Source organism: Brevundimonas sp. PAMC22021 (assembly GCF_019443405.1).
Classification (GTDB): Bacteria; Pseudomonadota; Alphaproteobacteria; order Caulobacterales; family Caulobacteraceae; genus Brevundimonas.
Genome location: NZ_CP080376.1, coordinates 686,460 through 703,695, shown reverse-complemented (window position 1 = coordinate 703,695; position 17,236 = coordinate 686,460). Strand labels below are relative to the sequence as shown.

At 68.6% G+C, this 17,236-nt stretch carries 21 protein-coding genes; 13 read left to right on the top strand and 8 right to left on the bottom strand.

The window, feature by feature from the left end; all coding sequences use genetic code 11:
- Positions 1-94: 94 nt before the first annotated feature.
- The 3 genes from mnmA (at position 95) to KY493_RS03405 (ending at position 2,346) form a co-directional block, all read left to right on the top strand.
- On the top strand, positions 95-1,267 hold the full coding sequence (gene mnmA / locus KY493_RS03415) for a tRNA 2-thiouridine(34) synthase MnmA (RefSeq protein WP_219898298.1): 1,173 nt from the start codon (positions 95-97) through the stop codon (positions 1,265-1,267).
- A gap of 91 nt (positions 1,268-1,358) precedes the next feature.
- Positions 1,359-1,634, top strand: a complete 276-nt coding sequence (locus KY493_RS03410) for a hypothetical protein (protein ID WP_219897596.1) — start codon at positions 1,359-1,361, stop codon at positions 1,632-1,634.
- 19 nt (positions 1,635-1,653) lie between these two features.
- Positions 1,654-2,346: an alpha/beta fold hydrolase gene (locus KY493_RS03405; protein ID WP_219897595.1), complete on the top strand. Its 693-nt coding sequence runs from the start codon at positions 1,654-1,656 to the stop codon at positions 2,344-2,346.
- Between the two features lie 16 nt (positions 2,347-2,362).
- On the opposite strand, the gene KY493_RS03400 is transcribed toward KY493_RS03405, so the two are convergent.
- From KY493_RS03400 to queC, 3 genes are read right to left on the bottom strand one after another with little or no spacing between them, the layout of a single operon-like run.
- The gene (locus KY493_RS03400) at positions 2,363-2,731 is read right to left on the bottom strand and encodes a 6-pyruvoyl tetrahydropterin synthase family protein (protein WP_370627353.1); all 369 of its coding nucleotides are present in this window, start codon (positions 2,729-2,731) and stop codon (positions 2,363-2,365) included.
- A complete protein-coding gene (gene queE / locus KY493_RS03395; RefSeq protein ID WP_219898296.1) occupies positions 2,731-3,366 on the bottom strand; it encodes a 7-carboxy-7-deazaguanine synthase in 636 nt (211 codons plus the stop codon). Before queE ends, KY493_RS03400 begins: the two co-directional genes overlap by 1 nt.
- Positions 3,363-4,076 carry a 7-cyano-7-deazaguanine synthase QueC gene (gene queC / locus KY493_RS03390; protein WP_219897593.1) on the bottom strand — a complete coding sequence of 238 codons (714 nt, stop codon included), beginning with the start codon at positions 4,074-4,076 and terminating at the stop codon, positions 3,363-3,365. The genes queE and queC overlap by 4 nt, the downstream gene beginning before the upstream one ends.
- Before the next feature lie 191 nt (positions 4,077-4,267).
- Between queC and KY493_RS03385 the strand changes: the two genes are divergently transcribed.
- Positions 4,268-5,896, top strand: coding sequence for a response regulator (locus KY493_RS03385; RefSeq protein WP_219897592.1), 1,629 nt, complete (start codon positions 4,268-4,270; stop codon positions 5,894-5,896).
- 81 nt (positions 5,897-5,977) lie between these two features.
- A protein-coding gene (locus KY493_RS03380) for an IS5 family transposase (RefSeq protein ID WP_255568001.1) occupies positions 5,978-6,732 on the top strand; the annotation gives its coding sequence in 2 pieces (ribosomal slippage) (positions 5,978-6,314 and positions 6,314-6,732; 756 coding nt in all).
- Between the two features lie 9 nt (positions 6,733-6,741).
- Here the strand turns inward: KY493_RS03380 and KY493_RS03375 are convergent.
- Positions 6,742-7,773 (bottom strand): ligase-associated DNA damage response exonuclease, encoded by a 1,032-nt coding sequence (locus KY493_RS03375; RefSeq protein ID WP_219897590.1) that lies wholly within the window; start codon positions 7,771-7,773, stop codon positions 6,742-6,744.
- Positions 7,774-7,824: 51 nt separating this feature from the next.
- Between KY493_RS03375 and KY493_RS03370 the strand changes: the two genes are divergently transcribed.
- The 6 genes from KY493_RS03370 to KY493_RS03345 all read left to right on the top strand — a co-directional run bounded on the left by KY493_RS03370 (position 7,825) and on the right by KY493_RS03345 (position 10,750).
- A complete protein-coding gene (locus KY493_RS03370; RefSeq protein WP_219897589.1) occupies positions 7,825-8,298 on the top strand; it encodes a PaaI family thioesterase in 474 nt (157 codons plus the stop codon).
- Positions 8,295-8,693, top strand: a complete 399-nt coding sequence (locus KY493_RS03365; RefSeq protein WP_219897588.1) for a PaaI family thioesterase — start codon at positions 8,295-8,297, stop codon at positions 8,691-8,693. The genes KY493_RS03370 and KY493_RS03365 overlap by 4 nt, the downstream gene beginning before the upstream one ends.
- A gap of 69 nt (positions 8,694-8,762) precedes the next feature.
- On the top strand, positions 8,763-9,116 hold the full coding sequence (locus KY493_RS03360; RefSeq protein ID WP_219897587.1) for a hypothetical protein: 354 nt from the start codon (positions 8,763-8,765) through the stop codon (positions 9,114-9,116).
- A 70-nt stretch (positions 9,117-9,186) separates the two neighbouring features.
- Complete coding sequence (locus tag KY493_RS03355) at positions 9,187-9,537, top strand: hypothetical protein (RefSeq protein WP_219897586.1); 351 nt, start codon at positions 9,187-9,189, stop codon at positions 9,535-9,537.
- Complete coding sequence (locus tag KY493_RS03350) at positions 9,503-10,057, top strand: hypothetical protein (RefSeq protein ID WP_219897585.1); 555 nt, start codon at positions 9,503-9,505, stop codon at positions 10,055-10,057. Before KY493_RS03355 ends, KY493_RS03350 begins: the two co-directional genes overlap by 35 nt.
- A gap of 57 nt (positions 10,058-10,114) precedes the next feature.
- On the top strand, positions 10,115-10,750 hold the full coding sequence (locus KY493_RS03345; protein WP_219897584.1) for a helix-turn-helix transcriptional regulator: 636 nt from the start codon (positions 10,115-10,117) through the stop codon (positions 10,748-10,750).
- 70 nt (positions 10,751-10,820) lie between these two features.
- Here the strand turns inward: KY493_RS03345 and KY493_RS03340 are convergent, their stop codons facing one another.
- The 3 genes from KY493_RS03340 to KY493_RS03330 all read right to left on the bottom strand — a co-directional run bounded on the left by KY493_RS03340 (position 10,821) and on the right by KY493_RS03330 (position 14,006).
- Positions 10,821-11,291, bottom strand: a complete 471-nt coding sequence (locus tag KY493_RS03340) for an SH3 domain-containing protein (protein WP_219897583.1) — start codon at positions 11,289-11,291, stop codon at positions 10,821-10,823.
- Positions 11,292-11,428: 137 nt separating this feature from the next.
- Positions 11,429-13,102 (bottom strand): lysine--tRNA ligase, encoded by a 1,674-nt coding sequence (locus KY493_RS03335; RefSeq protein ID WP_219897582.1) that lies wholly within the window; start codon positions 13,100-13,102, stop codon positions 11,429-11,431.
- A 40-nt stretch (positions 13,103-13,142) separates the two neighbouring features.
- Positions 13,143-14,006, bottom strand: a complete 864-nt coding sequence (locus KY493_RS03330; RefSeq protein ID WP_219897581.1) for an NAD(P)H-binding protein — start codon at positions 14,004-14,006, stop codon at positions 13,143-13,145.
- A 108-nt stretch (positions 14,007-14,114) separates the two neighbouring features.
- Here KY493_RS03330 and KY493_RS03325 point away from each other — a divergent pair, with 108 nt between their 5' ends.
- On the top strand, positions 14,115-14,645 hold the full coding sequence (locus KY493_RS03325; protein ID WP_219897580.1) for a peptide-methionine (S)-S-oxide reductase: 531 nt from the start codon (positions 14,115-14,117) through the stop codon (positions 14,643-14,645).
- Here KY493_RS03325 and KY493_RS03320 read toward each other — a convergent pair.
- Entirely contained in the window at positions 14,599-16,053 is a 1,455-nt protein-coding gene (locus KY493_RS03320) for a phospholipase D-like domain-containing protein (RefSeq protein ID WP_219897579.1), read from the bottom strand. The genes KY493_RS03325 and KY493_RS03320 overlap by 47 nt on opposite strands.
- Before the next feature lie 74 nt (positions 16,054-16,127).
- Between KY493_RS03320 and queA the strand changes: the two genes are divergently transcribed.
- Entirely contained in the window at positions 16,128-17,222 is a 1,095-nt protein-coding gene (gene queA, locus KY493_RS03315) for a tRNA preQ1(34) S-adenosylmethionine ribosyltransferase-isomerase QueA (RefSeq protein WP_219897578.1), read from the top strand.
- The last annotated feature ends 14 nt before the right edge of the window (positions 17,223-17,236 follow it).

Genomic DNA, 17,236 nt, shown 5'->3' with positions numbered 1-17,236 from the left:
CGAAAACCGCCGGCGATCGGCCTATATGGCGGCCATGACCGCCTCCCTCTCGGCCCTCGCCGAACCCGTCTGCCCCGTGCCGACCATCGCGCCCATGTCGTCTCAGGCCGACATGGATGCGGCGATCGAGCAGGCGCGCGCGGCCGTGGGCCTGCCGGTCGGGGCGCGCATCGTGGCGGCCATGTCCGGCGGAGTGGACTCCACCGTGGTCGCCGCCCTGCTGCACAAGGCCGGCTATGACGTCGTCGGCGTCACACTGCAGCTCTACGACCACGGCGCCGCGCTGAAGAAGAAGGGCGCCTGCTGCGCGGGGCAGGACATCCACGACGCCCGCCTGGCCGCCGAGACCATCGGCATCCCTCACTACGTCCTGGACTACGAAAGTCGCTTCCGCGACGCGGTTATCGACCAGTTCGCCGACAGCTATCTGAGGGGCCAGACGCCGGTCCCCTGCATCCGTTGCAATCAGACGGTGAAGTTCCGCGACCTGCTCGATGTCGCGCGCGATCTGGGCGCCGAGGCCATGGCCACCGGTCACTACGTCCGCCGCGCCGTGGGTCCGGACGGCCGCAGCCAGATGCGCAAGGCGATCGATCACTCGCGCGACCAGTCCTACTTCTTGTTCGCCACCACGCCGGATCAGCTGGACTACCTCCGTTTCCCCCTCGCCGACCTGGAGAAGCCCCAGGTGCGCGGCATCGCGGCCGAGCTTGGCCTGCGCATCGCCGCCAAGCCGGACAGCCAGGACATCTGCTTTGTTCCGTCCGGCGACTACCGCACCCTGATCGATCGGCTGCGGCCGCAGGGGCGCGAAGGCGGCGAGATCGTGCACATGGACGGCCGCGTTCTGGGCCGACATGGAGGCATCACCGACTACACCATCGGCCAGCGCCGGGGCCTGAACGTCGCGGTGGGCGAGCCCCTGTTCGTGGTGCGGCTGGAGCCTGAGGCGCGCCGCGTCGTCGTCGGCCCGCGCGAGGCCCTGCTGACCGCCAGTCTCGTGCTGGAGGAAACCAACTGGCTGGGCGACCAGCCGTCCATCGCGGCCGCAGCCGTTGCCGGCCTGCCGGTCCTGGCCCGTGTTCGCTCGACGCGCCAGCCCTCGCCCGCGCGCCTGGCCATGATCGACGGCGCGGTTTCCGTCGTCTTTGACGAAGGCGAAGAAGGCGTCGCCCCGGGACAGGCCTGCGCCCTCTACGATCCGGTCGATCCTGACCGCCTGCTGGGCGGCGGCTTCATTTCGAGCACCGCGCCCGTCCGCGCCTGATCGCAAGGCCGCAGAAGCCGCCGACCGCCCGAAGTCAGCCTCCATTCACCATTATGCGGGCAGGCTGCATTCGCCATCCGGAGACGCCGCCATGACCGCTCGCCTGCCCCGCCGCGCCGCCGCCCTGGCGCTTGTTCTTGGATCGGCCCTGATGCTTCAGGGCTGCCTGGTCGGTGCGGTCGTCGGAGGCACGGCGGCCGTCGTCGGCGGCACGGCTAAGGCCGCAGGCTCGGTGGTCGGCGCGGGCGTCGACGCCGTCACCACCTCCGACGAGGAAACCCGGCTGCGCCGCGAACGCGAACAGCGCGAATGGGATCGCGAGCAACGCCGCTGCGAGCAGCGTCAACGCCAGGACAAGCGCTGCTGAGACGGCCGGCTTCTCTGCCATGAGCCCGATCCTGCTGATCCCCGGCCTGGCCTGCACCGCCGAACTGTTCGCGCCTCAGATCCCCGCCCTTTGGCCGCGTGGTCCGGTCACCATCGCCTCCACCCTGTCAGGAGAAACGATGGCCGAGATCGCCGCCGCGATCCTGCACGAGGCGCCGCCGCGCTTCGCCCTGGGCGGCGTGTCGATGGGCGGCTACGTCAGCCTCGAAATCCTGCGTCAGGGGCCGGAGCGGGTGCTGAAGCTGGCGCTGATCGACACCACCGCCCGGCCGGACACGCCCGAGATGAGCCGTCTGCGCCGCGCCTCCGTCGCCCAGGCGCGCAGCGGCGGCTTCGAGCCCGTACTGCGCCAGAGCACGCCCAACCTGCTGCATCCGGATCACCGCGCGGACGCCGCCCTGATCGAGACCCACGTCCGCATGGGACTGAGCGTCGGCGTCGAGGCTTTTGCGCGCCAGCAGGCGGCGATCATCGGCCGCATCGACTCGCGCCCGCATCTTCCCGCCATCACCGTTCCGACCACCGTCATGGTCGGCGACCGCGACCTGCTGACCCCGCCGGATCGCGCCGAGGAAATGGCCGCCGCCATCCCGGGCGCCCGGCTCGTCGTCATCGCGGACAGCGGTCACGCCTCCACGCTGGAACAGCCGGACGCCGTGAACCGAGCGCTGCTCGACTGGTTGGACGCCTAGAAGCGCGCGACGCGGCTCATAAGGACAGCACGCAACGCTCGTTGATGGTCGGCCGGGCCACCTGGATGCGCGCCAGACCCGGCCACTCGGGCTGCAATCGGCGCACGAACCACAGGCACAGGTTCTCCAGGCTCGGCAGTTCCAGCCCCGGATGCTCGTTCAACAGGCCGTGGTCCAGCTCCTCCGCCGCGGCCTTCAGCGCACGATCCAGCGCGCCCAGGTCCGCCACCCAGCCATGTTCCGGGTCCAGCGTCTCTGACCGCACGGTGGCCTCGACGGTGAAGGAGTGGCCGTGGATGCGGCGATAGATGCTGCCTTCCGGCTCGTTCGGGAAATGGTGTGCGGCGTCGAACGTCGCCTGTTTGGTGATCTCGAAAAAGGGCATCAACGCACGCCGATATACTTATGGGTCTGAACGCTCAGGCGCCACTGGGGATGGGTCAGGCAGTATTCGAGGGCGGCGGCGGTGTTGGCCGCCTGGTCGGGACCGTCCATCGGCTGCAGCCAGAACCGCTCGAACGGCAGGTGCTCGAACCGCTCGGGCATGGCGGCGACCTGGGGATAGACCAGCTTCAGCTCCTGACCGCGCATTTGCACCACCGGCGCGGACGCCTTGGGGCTGATGCAGATCCAGTCGATCCCGTCCGGCGCCTCCAGCGTACCGTTGGACTCGATGGCGATCTCGAAGCCGCGCGCGTGCAGGGCCGCGATCAGCTGTGCGTCCAGCTGCAACAGCGGCTCGCCCCCGGTGCAGACCACCAGCCGGGGATCGCCCTCGCGCCCCCGCCACATCGACGCGACATGGTCCGCCAGCCCGTCCGCCGTGGCGAACTTGCCCCCGCCATCCCCGTTCACCCCGACGAAATCGGTGTCGCAGAAGGTGCACACCGCGCTCGCCCGGTCCTGCTCGCGCCCGCTCCACAGATTGCAGCCGGCGAAACGCAGGAACACGGCCGGTCGCCCGGCCTGCCCGCCCTCCCCCTGCACCGTCAGGAACACTTCCTTGGCCGAATAGGTCACGCCGATGCGACCCATTCTGCATAGCCCGCCGCGCGCAGTTCGCAGGCCGGGCAGTCGCCGCAGCCATAGCCCCAGGCGTGTCGATGCGTCCGGTCGCCCAGGTAGCAGGTGTGGCTGTCCTCCAAGATCAGTTCCACCAGCGCCGCCCCGCCGATCCGGTCGGCCAGCGCCCAGGTCTCGGCCTTCGTCAGCCACATCAGCGGCGTTTCGACCACGACCGGCTTGTCCAGCCCCAACGACAGCGCCCGCGCCATCGCCTGCATCGTCTCGTGGCGACAGTCGGGATAGCCGGAATAGTCCGTCTCGCACATGCCGCCGACCAGGACCTCCAGCCCGCGCCGGTCCGCCAGCGCCGCCGCCGCGACCAGGAAGATCAGGTTGCGCCCCGGCACGAAGGTCGTCGGGAGGCCGCGCGCGTCCATCTCGATCTTGCGATCGGCCGTCAGGGCGCTCTCGGCGATGCGGCCATAGCCGGTCAGATCCACCACATGATCGCCGCCGAGGCGTCCGGCCACCGCCGGCAGGGCTGTCTTCATCCCCTGTCGCACCGCCTGCCGCGCCTGCATCTCCACGGCGTGGCGCTGCCCATAGTCGAAGCCCACCGTCTCTACCCGGTCGAACCGCTCCAGCGCCCAGGCGAGGCAGGTCGCGCTGTCCTGTCCGCCGGAAAACAGCACAAGTGCGGAGGTCGAGGTCTGGATATCGCTCATGACAAACCTGCGGTCGGCCACGGCCGCGCGCATGCAAAAAAGGATGGGGCCGAACGAACGGCGGACGATCTCTTACACCACACGGAAAACCAGCGCAAAAACGGCGGCAAGGTGTCAAAGGCGAAGGGATTAACCCTTCTGCAAACCGTTGTCGGGCAGAATCGAGGCTCGTAACGGAGTCCCCGGCCAGTATGCCGACCATTGAGACCCTAGTTGAACGACCGGAAGCGGTGACACCGGGCGCATCTGGCGCCGAGGTCTTCGCCCGTTTCGTGCGCGAACCGGATATTCTGGTCCTGCCGATCGTCGACAACGGCCGACCTGTCGGTCTGATCGAACGCACGGCCTTTCTTCTGAAGATGGCCAGCCCTTTCGGCCAGGCGCTCTACAGCGGCCGCTCGATCGTCCACGTCATGGACGCCGAACCGGTGGTGGTCGAGGCGGGCCTCGAGACCGACGACTTCTGCGACATCCTGCTCAGAGGCGGCCCCTCTGATCTGTTCCGCGGCTTCATCGTCACCCGCAACGGCCTCTATGAAGGGGTGGGCACGGCCGCCACCCTGCTGCGCGCCATCAACGAGCGGCACAAGCGCCAGAGCCGCGAGATCGCCGAGCAGGCGGTGGTGCTGACCGACGTCCGGACCCAGGCCCTGACCGCCGCGCGCGCCAAGAGCCAGTTCCTGGCGATCATGAGCCACGAACTGCGCACACCCATGAACGGCGTGCTGGCCGTGGCCGAGCTGCTGCGCCGTCAGCCCCTGAACGACGCCGCCCAGGCGCACGTCCAGACCATTGTCGATTCCTCCGAAACCCTGCTGCGGATCCTTCAGGACGCGCTGGATCTGTCCAAGGCCGAAGCGGGCGAGCTGGAGCTGTCGCTGCGTCCCACGCCTCTGCGCGCGCTGATGGACGACATCCAGGCGCTGTGGGAGCCGCGCGCCTCGCAGGACGGCGTCACCCTGCTGGTCGGCTACGAGGGGGACACCGAGCTGTCCGCCGAGATCGACGACGTGCGCGTCAAGCAGGTGTTCAACAACCTGATTTCCAACGCGCTGAAATTCGCCCGCAACGGCGTGGTCGAGGCCAGCCTGCGGGCGACGGCCCACGATGGCCGCATCCGGATGGAAGGGCGCGTGCGCGACAACGGCCCCGGCCTTGATGACGAGCGCGTCGATGTCATTTTCGAGCCCTTCGTCCACGGCTCGGGTCCCGACGGCGCCGGCCTTGGCCTGTCGATCTGCCGCCAGATCACCGAACGCATGGGCGGCCGCATCTGGGCCGAGAACAACGCCGGCAGCGGCGCCACCTTCGCCTTTGAACTGGACGCCGAGCGCGTTCATATCGAAGAGGCCGCGCCCTCGAACGTCTCCGACCTGACCGAGCTCGACCTGCAGTCCAGCCCGCACGTCCTGATCGTCGACGACAACGCCACCAATCGCGTGGTGGCCCAGGCCTTGTGCGAAATGTTCGGCTGCACCTCTGAATTGGCCGAGGACGGGCTGGAGGCTTTGGCCGCCGTGCAGGAGCGTCCGTTCGACCTGGTGCTGATGGACATCAAGATGCCGCGCATGGACGGCGTACAGGCCACCCAGGCCATCCGCGCGCTGGACGCTCCGGTCGGATCCGTGCCCATCGTCGCCCTGACCGCCAACGCCGATCCGGAAGACGCCCGCCGCTACTTGGCGATCGGCATGGCCGCGGTGGTGGAAAAGCCGATCAAGCCCGAGCGCCTGCGCATGGCCATGAACGCCGCCATGTCCGCCGGCCAGGCCGGTTCCCAAGCCGACCCTAAGGCGCAGGCGGGCCGCGCCGTCGCCTGACGCCTAGGGTCTGGACCCATAAACGGGATTCCCTATTGAGCCGAAGCGTGATTCCCTGCTGTCGGACGCAGGAGAACCGGGATGGCTTCGGAGTTCTGGCTGACCGACGCGCAGTTCGAGCGGTTGCGGCCGTTGTTGCCGAACAAGCCTCGGGGCGTGGCGCGGGTGGATGACCGGCGAGTGATCTCCGGCATCGTTCACGTGCTGATCAGCGGCGGGCGCTGGATCGATGCGCCGGCGGTCTATAGTCCAAGGAAGACGCTCTACAATCGCTGGGTCCGCTGGGCCAAGGCGGGGGTGTGGCGGCGCGCGTTCGAAGAACTCGCCGCCACCGGCGGGCCACCCGCCGAACTGATGCTGGATTCCACCTGGGCCAAGGCGCACCGCTCGGCGACGGGCGGAAAAGGGGGGCTTCAGTTAACGCTATAGGCCGGTCGCGCGGCGGGCCGACGACCAAGCTGCACGCCCTGGTCGATGGCATGGGCAGGCTCATCGCCTTCGTCATCACGCCGGGCCAGCGCGGCGATGCGCCCGTCGCCGCAGACCTGATCCTGGCCGCGCCCGCTTCCGCCACCCTGGCCGCCGACCGGGCCTATGACTCGGATGCGATCCGCCGTCTGCTGTTGGCTCGTGGAACCCAACCGGTGATCCCGAACGCACCCTACCGAAAGCGCCTGCACCCCTTCGACCCCGAACCCTACAAGCGCAGGAACCTCGTCGAACGCGCCTTCTGCCGCATCAAGGACTTCCGTCGCGTCGCAACACGATACGACAAGCTTGCCTGCACCTACGCCTCAGCCATTGCCCTCGCTGCTCTCGTCGCGTGGTGGTTATGAGTCTTGGCCCTAGTCCGGCCGAACCTCGAGGCTCTCGTCGTCCTCCTCGTCATAGCCGACGAGTCTCAGCGCCCGCGCCTTCATGCCGTTCAGCTCGGCCCAGCGACACAGCCCCTCCTCGCGGCCGTGGGTGATCCATATCTCTTCCGGCGCGACTTCGCGGAAGGTGGCGGTCAGCTCGTCCCAGTCGGCGTGATCCGACACCACCAGCGGCAGCTCCACCCCCTTTTGCCGCGCCCGCGCCCGCACGCCCATCCAGCCGGACGCGAACGCCGCCACCGGCTCGGCGAAGCGTCGCGCCCAGCGATCCTGGATCGCCGACGGCGGCGCGATCGCTACCTCCCCGCCCAGCGATCCCTTGGGCAGATCCCGCGTCGGCAGGATCGGCCCCAAGGCCACCCCCTCGCGCTCGTACAGGGCGTTCAGCCGCTCCAGCGCGCCGTGCACATAGATCGGCCGCTCCCAGCCCGCCTCGCGCAGATGGGCGATGATCCGTTGGGCCTTGCCCAGCGCATAGGCCCCGACCAGATGCGCCCGCTCCGGAAATTGCCCCAGGGACTTCACCAGCCGCGCGACCTCCGCCTCCGCCGGAGGATGACGGAACACCGGCAGGCCGAACGTCGCCTCCGAGATGAAGACGTGGCACGGCACGGGCTCGAACCCCGCGCACGTCGGATCGCGCCTGCGCTTGTAGTCGCCGGACACCACGGTGGTCAGACCCCGCCAGCGCACCTCCGCCTGGGCCGAGCCCAGCACGTGCCCGGCAGGGTGCAGCCGCACCTCCACCCCGTTGATGGAGGTCGCCTCGCCATAGGCCGCCGCCTGTCGTCGCCCGGTGAAGTCCTCGCCATAGCGTTCGGCCATGATCGCCAGCGTCTGGGGCGTGGCCAGCACCGCGCCGTGGCCGGCCCGTGCGTGGTCGGAGTGACCATGCGTGACGACCGCCCGGTCCACCGGCCGCACCGGATCGACGTAGAAGTCCCCCGGCGGACAATAGAGGCCGGCCGGGGTGGGGTGCAGCAGGTCTTCGGGTCGGATCATCGTCCTCTAACGCACTCGACGCCAAGCGGCGCCGTCGTCATAAGATGCAGCATGGCCGACGGCTTTCTTTCCACCATTCTGCCCCAGCTCGCCGCCGGATCGGCGCACACCCATGCCCTGGGGTTCGTCTACGAAGGGCTGGACGAGGAAGGCGTGTCCATCCGCGTTCCCTATCGTGCGGACCTGATCGGCGACCCCGACACCGGCGTCCTCGCGGGCGGGCTGGTGACGACCATGCTGGACCACGTCGGCGGCCTGTCGGTGTGGGTCAAGCTTGAGGCCTTCCGCCCGATCGCCACCCTGGACCTCCGGGTCGACTACATGCGCGCCGCCCTGCCCGGCCGAGACCTGCTGGCCAAGGGCTCCTGCTTTCGCCTGACGCAGTCCGTCGCCTTTGTGCGCGCCTGGGCGTTCGAGGACGATCCCTCCGACCCCGTGGCCGCGGCCCAGGCCGCCTATGTCGTCAACGAGGACCGGGCCGCCCGCCGCGCCGCCATCCTCGCCGCGCGCGAGGCCGAACAGTGACCGAGCCCCTGCTGGATCGCCTGCCCTACGCCCGCTTTCTCGACCTGCGCACCCTGGTCAGCGGGGACGAGATTACGGTCACCATGCCGTTCCGCGACCAGCTGATCGGCAATCCGATGATTCCCGCCCTGCACGGCGGCTCGACCGCGGCCCTGCTGGAGATGACGGCCATCGCCCAGGTCGCCCTGGCGTTCCCCGCCGCCCGCCTGCCGCGCCCCATCAACGTCACCGTCGCCTATCTGCGCACCGGCCGGCCGCAGGATGTCTTCGCCCGCGCCCGCATCAGCCGCGCGGGCCGGCGCGTCGCCCATGTGCTGGCCGAGGCCTGGCAGGAGGAGCGTGGTCAGCCGATCGCTTCGCTGACCGCCCACTTCCTGCTCGCGGAAGACAACTAGCGATATAGGTGTTTACTGCTCGGTGAATGTCTCTAACGGTGACGCTTCATCACCATGCGAGAGATGCTCATGCGTCAGCAGATCGGCGAACAGCTCGCAGCCCAACTCTTCGCCGCTGAAACCGCCATCGACGTAGCGCTGCGTGAGACGGCGACCCTGGCGGCCCTGCTGCCGCAATCCCGCGCCGACGCCTATTTGTCCGCAACCACCGGCCAGCGCGCCTTTGACGGCGCCGCCGGAGCGATCCGCTCGCTCACGGATGCCCGCGGGCAGCTGATCGACACCCACCGGACGCTTGCCGCCCTTGCCCGCAGCCTGGGCTTGGAGGTGCTCGCGGCGGGGCCGACGGACAAGCCTGAAGACCGCCCTCAACGCGGAAGCGGCCTCCACAACCGTGGGGCGGGCGCGATGCAAACACGGTAAACAAACCTCTACCGCAGCACGCCAACCTATGTTAACCCTTCGTTTACCATATCCACCTTGGAGGGCTAACATGGATCGGGTCGAAGTCATCGCCAGCGTCGCCGGCGATCTGCATGCTACCGAACAGGCCATTGATGCGGCCATCACCCAGGCAACCGCCCTGGTGCAGTCGATGATCGGCGCTCGCGCCGCCCTGTCGCTGTCGCCCGTCGCGGCCACGGCGTCCCAGGCCAAGGCCATGGAAACCATCGCCCAGCTCGGCGCCGCGCGCGAAGCCATCGTCGCCTGCCACGCCGAAATGCAAAAGGACCACCGCCGCCTGGGTTGGGGAACGTTCGCCGTTGGTCCGGTGCGCAAGCCGGACGATTGGCTCGACCCGAAGCCGCGTGAAGAAACGCGCGGCCTTCGCGCCGTCGGCTGAATTCGACGTAATAAATGCGATCCGGCATTTCACCGGATTGCGATTCATTCCAAAGTCGCCCTCGCGTTCTGTCAGACGCGAGGGCGATTTCATGCTGGACACCCTTTATCTGCAAGTGGGCGCCGGTCTCGTCATCGCAGGATGCATCTTCGTCTTCCTCAAGGGCGATGATCTCGAACGATTCGGCGCGGGAGCCTTCTTGCTGGCGTGGTTTGCGACGCTGCTCGTTCAGCGAGACGGCGACCTCTACAATCCGCAGTTCGGTATGTTCGCCATCGACGTTGTCATGCTGCTGCTCTTTGCAGGCATGGCCTGGCGGTCGCGCGCGATCTGGCCGGTGTGGGCCGCCGCCTTCCAGCTTCTGGCGGTCATGAGCCACATCATGATCATGATCGATCAACGCACTCCGATGGCGTCGCTCTATACGGTGCTGACGCTGGCCGGGTACGGTGTTCTATTCTGCATCGTCGGTGGAGCCTTCTTTGCTTGGCAAGACCGGCGCGCCGCCGGCTTCGACTAGGTGGATATTCCTATCCTGAACCGCTAGATTCGACGAATCACCGCCGGATTGCGCGCCATGCCTTTGTCCCACGCCCAGCTCTGGAAGGCCGTCGACAGGCTCGCCGCGCGCCAGGGCATGACCGCTTCGGGGCTGGCCAAACGCGCGGGCCTGGACGCCACCAGCTTCAATCCGTCCAAGCGTTTTGGTCCGGGCGATCCGCCGCGTCCCCGCTGGCCTTCGACCGAAAGCGTCACCCGCATTCTGGAGGCGACCGGCGTGTCGCTATCGGACTTCGCCGCCCTGGCCGACGATGTTCGCCCGGCACCCAACACCGTGCCGCTACTGGGACTGGCCCAGGCCGGCGAGCACGGCTTCTTTGACGACGCGGGCCTGCCGACCGGCGAAGGCTGGGAGCAGACCGAATTGCCCCGCCCCACCGACACTACCTTCAGCATCCGCATCACCGGCGACTCGATGTCGCCCGTATATCGCGAAGGCGATCAGGTCATCGTGGATCGCGGACGACCCGACGTGCGGCGCGGCGACCGGGTGGTGGTCCGCCTGTCCACCGGCGAGACCCTGGCCAAGGAAGTCACCAGCCTGACCGCGCGTCAGGTGGTCCTGTCCTCGATCAACCCGGCCTATCCGCCCCGCGTCGTGCCTCGGCGCGAAATCGAGTGGATGAGCCGCATCCTGTGGGTGTCGCAGTAAGGAAAAGGCCGCTCCCCTTTCGGAAAGCGGCCCCAATCCTTGATGCCAGGCTCCTGGTGTCAGGCGCCGATCAGTAGCGCGAAACATAGTTGGCGTTCACCCAGCCGCCGCCGGCGATCTGGACCCAGTCGCCCTGCGAGGCGACGGCCGTGAACGGCTGGCCGGCCGACAGGCTGCCCGCCTGACGGAAGCCCGTGCCCGGACCCGAGCGGATGCGCAGGTTCGAGTTGGCCCGGAACTGCGAGGCGTTGGCCTGGGCCACGGCCCGCGTGCGCTGCTGGTTGCAGCCGATGTAGGAACCGGCCGCGGCGCCCAGACCCGCGCCCGCCACCGTGCCGAGCGTGCGCTCGTTGCGCGCCACCTGGTTGCCCAGCACGCCGCCCAGCACCGCGCCGATCGCGGCGCCCGCGCGCTGACGGCCGCCCGGCGCATCGCAGTTGGTGACGCCGTTCGCCTGGGCCTGCGCCGCCATCGGGGCAAGGGTCACCAGCGAGGCCATCGCGGCCGCCGTGGCCAATCCGGTCTTGAAGATCTTCGACATGGCGCTTCTCCTGTCCATCGAGTTGCCGATGGGATGGACAATGCCGCACCGAACCTGAAGGCTCCCGGAGCCTTGCAGTTATCTTCGGTTCATCTTTGTTGACCTATCGCGCCGTCGCGCTGCTTGAGGCCGGACGCTTAGCTGGCGGCCAGCCGCCCTTCCGCCCCCTCGCGGATCAGCTTCACGGTCTGCTCCAGCCCATAGATCGCCGCGAACGAGCCGAAGCGCGGTCCTTGCGACGCGCCCAGCAGCACCTCGTACAGAGCCCCGAACCAGGCCCGCAGCGGATCGAAGCCGTGTGCCTTGCCGACCGCATAGACCTCGCCCTGGATCGTCTCGCCGTCCGTCGTGTCCGCCGGCAGCGCCTCGAGGCGCGCCGCCAGGTCCAGCAGCGCCGCCTTCTCCTTGTCGTCCGGCGCCCGATAGATCTTCGTCGGCTTCACGAAGTCCTCGTAGTAGTTCAGCGCATAGCCCATCAGCCGATCCAGCAGCGGCTCGGTCTCGGGCGTGGCGTCGGGCAGATAGCGGGCGAAATAGGCCCATAGCGCCGCCTTGTCCGTCGCATTGGCCACCCCCACCAGGTTCAGCAGCAGGGAGAAGGACACCGGCGAGGCGTGATCCGGCGGCGACCCGGCGTGGATCGACCACACCGCATTGTCGATCCGCTTGGCCGGCTCCTGCGTCTTGTAGGCCTCGATGAACGCCAGATAGTCATCGGTCGCGCGCGGGATGACGTTGAAGTGCAGGCTCTTGGCCGACTTTGGCGACTGGAACATGTACCAGGACAGGCTCTCGGGCGTGCCGTACCGCAGCCAGTCCTCCATCGTCAGGCCGTTGCCCTTCGACTTCGAGATCTTCTTGCCTTCGATGTCGAGGAAGAGCTCGTAGTTGAACCCTTCCGGCGGCACGCCGCCCAGCGCACGGCAGACCTTGGAGCTTTCGCGCACGCTTTCGATCAGGTCCTTGCCCGACATCTCGTAGTCGACGTCCAGGGCGGTCCAGCGCATGGCCCAGTCCGGCTTCCACTGCAGCTTCACGTGACCGCCGGTCACCGGAACCTCGGTTCGTCCGCCCGCTGGGTCGTCGAAGACGATGGTTCCCGTGTCCACATTCCGCTCCAGCGTCGGAACCTGCAGCACATGGCCGGTGATCGGGCTGATCGGCAGAAAGGGCGAATAGGTCGCGCGCCGTTCCTCGCCCAGCGTCGGCAGCATGATGGCCTGCACCGCATCAAACCTTTCGAGCAGGGTCAGTAGCGCCTGATCGAAACGCCCGCTCCGGTAGGTCTCGGTCGAGCTCATGAACTCGTAGTCGAAGCCGAAGCTGTCCAGGAACGCCCGCAGCCGCGCATTGTTGTGGGCGGCGAAACTGTCGTGCGTGCCGAACGGATCGCGCACCTGCGTCAGCGGCTTGTGCAGGTCTTCGCGCAGCATCTCCGGATTGGGGATGCCTTCCGGCACCTTGCGCAGCCCGTCCATGTCGTCGCTGAATGCGATCAGCCGCGTCGGCCAGTGATCCCCCGTCAGCGCGCGAAAGGCGTTGCGCACCATGGTGGTGCGCGCCACCTCGCCGAACGTGCCCATGTGCGGCAGGCCCGACGGGCCATAGCCGGTCTCCAGCACCACCGGCCGCCGAAGGACCTCGAACCGCGCCAGCGCCTTGTCCGCCTCGCCCGCGTCGATCAGCGCCCTGGCCTCGCCCCGCTCGGCCTCCGGCAGCCGCTTCTTCAGCACATGCGCCAGGAGGTTGCGGGCCTGCTCGAACGGCCACGACCGGGCCTCGCGCGCGAGTGTTTGGAGGTTCTGAAGCATGCGGCGCGGTTTGGCGGTTCACGCGTTCGCGGTCAACGCCTCAGCCCCCACGCGCGACCAGCGCCTGGATATAGCTTTCCAGCGTCACGTCCCCGCGCTCGTCCGGTTCCGGCGCCTGCTCCACCTCGTCAATGGTCGCCTGGGTCATGCGGGCGTAGGATTGCGCCGCCGCTTTTGAAAAGCCGTGCGCCCGGTAGTCCGCCAGCCACGCGTCGCGCGGGATCGTCTCCACACGAACCGGCCGATCCAGAGCCGTCGCAAAGGCGCGCGCGACGTCGGCCATGGTGCGCCGTTCCGGTCCGGCGACGTGACGCACGCCGACATCGTCCAGGCCGCTGACCAGCCGCCGGGCGGCGGCCGCCCCCAGGTCCTCCGGCGCGGCCATCGGCAGGGGCAGCTCCGCCGGAAACGGCGTGGGCAGCACGCCGCTTTCGCGCACTGCATGCAGAAGCATGTCGAAGTTGCTGAAATAATAGGCCGCACGATTGATCGCGACCGGCGTGTCCTGCGCCAGCAGCGCCTGCTCGAAGGCGTACAGCACCGTCAGGTCGCCGCAGGCGTCGCCCGGTCGGGCGCCATAGGTCGACGCGGCCACGGCCTTCTCCAACCCGGCCCCCTTCACCGCTTCCACGATGGCGTTCGCCGTCGCGGTTTCCTGCGCGTCCGTGTCGCCGCTGACCGGAGCGGGCGGATTCAGAAGAAGGGCGCGTCTTCCGGTTCGCAACACGGCGCGCAGGCCCTCTACGTCGCACACGTCCACGACGGCCGCACCAAAGCCCTGCGCCTCCAGGCCGCCGACCTTCGCGGCGTCGGAGGTGACCACCGTCACCGCATGCCCGCTCGCCTTTAGCCTGCGCGCCGCCGCGCCGCCCACATGACCGGTTCCGCCCAGGATGATGAACATCAACCACCTCCGCTGCCTGGAAAACCAACGGCGGGCGGCCAGGGCGCGTTCCGATCCCGCGCTTCTCGCCGGCTTGCGACTGGCGACGCCGAAACCATCTGGAAGAGCGTGACGACGCTTCAGCAACTCGGTCTCGGCGGCGGCTGCCACTGGTGCACCGAGGCGGTGTTTCAGTCGCTGGCGGGCGTGCATCGGGTGCAGCAGGGCTTTATCGCCTCCGACGCCCCGAACGATTCGTTCTCCGAAGCTGTCCTGGTCGATTGGGACGCGCAGCGCCTGCCGCTGGACGCCCTGATCGAGGTACACCTGCGCACCCACGCCAGCGCCTCTCGCCACAAGATGCGCGGCAAGTATCGCAGCGCCATCTACGCCATGGACGCCGCGCAGGCCGAGGCCTGCGTCGCCGCGCTCGACCGCCTGCAACCCGGTTTCGACGCGCCCCTTATCACGCAGGTTCTGCCGTTCCGCGCCTTTCAGGCGTCCGACGCGCGTTTTCGTAACTACTACGCGACCGATCCGGATCGCCCGTTCTGCCGCACCTATATCGAGCCCAAGCTGGCCATGCTGCGCCGGCGCTTCGGGACGAACAGCGTCACCCCTTCGGCTTCCTCAGCCGACGAAACAGCCCGCGCCGGCTGAACGGCTCGAACATCTCCTCCGGCCCTTCGGGGTCCAGCGCCTCATTCTCGGCCAGCCACGCCTCGACCGACGACAGGTCGGGCGTCTCGTACGGCTTCAGCGTCTTGCCCTGCCCTCGCAGCCGCTCGATGGCGGCGATCAGCGAGCCGGTCTCCTCGACCGTCCCCCTCACCGTCTCCGCATCGACGCCCAGATGTTCGGCCATCAGGCTCTCGCGAGTTGCGCGGATGACATCTTCCGCGCCTGCGTTCGCCGCCAGCCGCGCGTCGATCACCACGTCGCATTCGGTGTCCAGCCGCATCGAGCGATTGTTCATGTTGGACGAGCCCACCCGCAGGCTCAGATCGTCCACCACCGTGATCTTGGCGTGGACGTAGATCGGCTCTCCGCCCGCCGTGTGGGGGTGGTAGACGCGAAAGCGCCCGTGCACGTCGCGCCGCCTCAGCGCCTCCACCAACCGCGCCCGCGCCGAATCCATCGCGATGGGCTCCAGCCAGCCCTCGGCCGTCACCGGATTGATCAGCACGATCTCCGGCCCGTCCGGCTCGTCCAGCCGCCTGGCCATCGCCTCGGCGATGCGACGCGAGGCGAAATACTGGCTTTCCGCATAGATGAACCGCTTCGCCCGCGCGATCTGCTCCAGGTACAGCGCCTCGATCTCGCGCACAGGCGGACTGTCGTCCATCAGCGGCGAAGAGCGGGCGATGGCCACGTCCACGTCCCTGAACTGCACCGCCAGCCCCTCGGGCCAGGGTTCCGACTGAACTTCCGCCTCGCCGACCGGTCCGCCGCCCGCCGCCTTCCATCGCTCGCGAAACAGGTCGCCCAGCGCCCGCGCCGCCGGCCCCGCCAGCGCCGTGGTCGCATCATGCCAGGGCTTGGAGATCTTGCCCTTGCGGTCGCGCCTGCCGCCATCGCCGTCCCGGTGCGCGCGGGTGTCCCAGCGGTCGGACAGCATGTCGATGCCGCCACAGAACGCCAGGCGGTCGTCGATCACCACGATCTTCTGGTGGTGCGAGCCCGCCGGCGGATGGTGCCCGTCCAACCGGGCGTGAATGCGTTTGTTGCGGCTCCACTTGACCAGCGCGCCCAAGGCATTGCCCCGCAGCACCATCTTCAGCAGGCCGATGTCCCAGCGCAGGATAAAGATTTCCAGCTCGGGATTGCGGTCGGTCAGCCAGCAAAAGAAGTCGGCGATCTCGCGCGGCCCCTCGACCGCCTCGGCGCTCCGATCCAGGTCCAGGTCGCCATCGAAGTCCCAGCCGATCAGCACGATCCGCTTCTCGGCCCCCAGCATCGCCTGCCGCGCATGCCGGAAATAGTCGTCGCCATCGACGATCACGCTGGCGCAGGACGCCCGCTCGATGCGCCAGCAGGTCTCCCCTGGTTTGAGGCCGCTTTCGGTCATGAGGCGCAAACCGGTTACGGCCAAGCTGGTTCCGCGCCGCTTGACCCCCCGCTCCAGCGTCTTAAAGCGCGCGCATGCGGACCGCCGACTTCGACTTCGACCTGCCGGAAGAGCGCATCGCCCTTCGCCCCGCCGAACCGCGCGACAGCGCCCGCCTGCTGGTGGTGCAGGGCGGCGCGCTTCAGGACCGCGCGATCCGCGACCTGCCCGGCTTTCTGCGCCCCGGCGACGCCCTGGTGTTCAACGACACCCGCGTGATCCCTGCGCGCCTGTCCGGCGTCCGCCACCGCCCCGGCCCCGAAGGCGAGACGCTGAGCGTCGCCGTCGAGGCCACCCTGCACCACCGCGACGCGCCCGACGCCTGGTCCGCCTTCATGAAGCCGGGCAAGCGCATCAAGCCGGGCGACCGCATCCGTCTCGGCTGCGAAGGCGATGCGGCCTGCGACCTCGGCCGTCTCGACGCGACCGTCGTGGCCAAGGGCGAGGACGGCCTGGTCGCGCTGCGCTTCGACCTGTCCGGCCCCGCGCTGGACGACGCCATCCGCGACGTGGGGGTGATGCCGCTGCCTCCCTACATCGCCGCCAAGCGGCCAGAGGACGACCGCGACCGCTCCGACTACCAGACCGTCTTCGCCCAGCACGACGGCTCGGTCGCCGCCCCCACCGCCGGCCTGCACTTCACCCCCGCCCTGCTCGAGGCCATCCAGGCCAGGGGCGTCTCCACGCACGCCGTGACCCTGCACGTCGGCGCCGGCACCTTTCTGCCGGTCAAGGCCGACGACCTTTCCGATCACCGCATGCACAGCGAATGGGGCGAGGTCTCAGCCGAAACCGCCGCCGCCCTGAACGCCGTGCGGGCGAGCGGGGGCCGCATCGTCTGCGTCGGCACCACCTCGCTTCGCCTGCTGGAGTCCGCCACGACCGAAGACGGCGTCGTCCGGCCCTTCCACGGCGACACCGTCATCTTCATCACGCCCGGCTACGCCTTCCGCGCCGCCGACGTGCTCCTGACCAATTTCCACCTGCCGAAATCGACCCTGTTCATGCTGGTCAGCGCCTTCGCCGGCCTCGACACGATGAAGGCGGCTTACGCCCACGCCGTTGCCGACGGATACCGCTTCTACTCCTACGGCGACGGCAGCCTGCTGTTCCGAAACGCCGCTGCCTGAACCTTTTCCTTCCA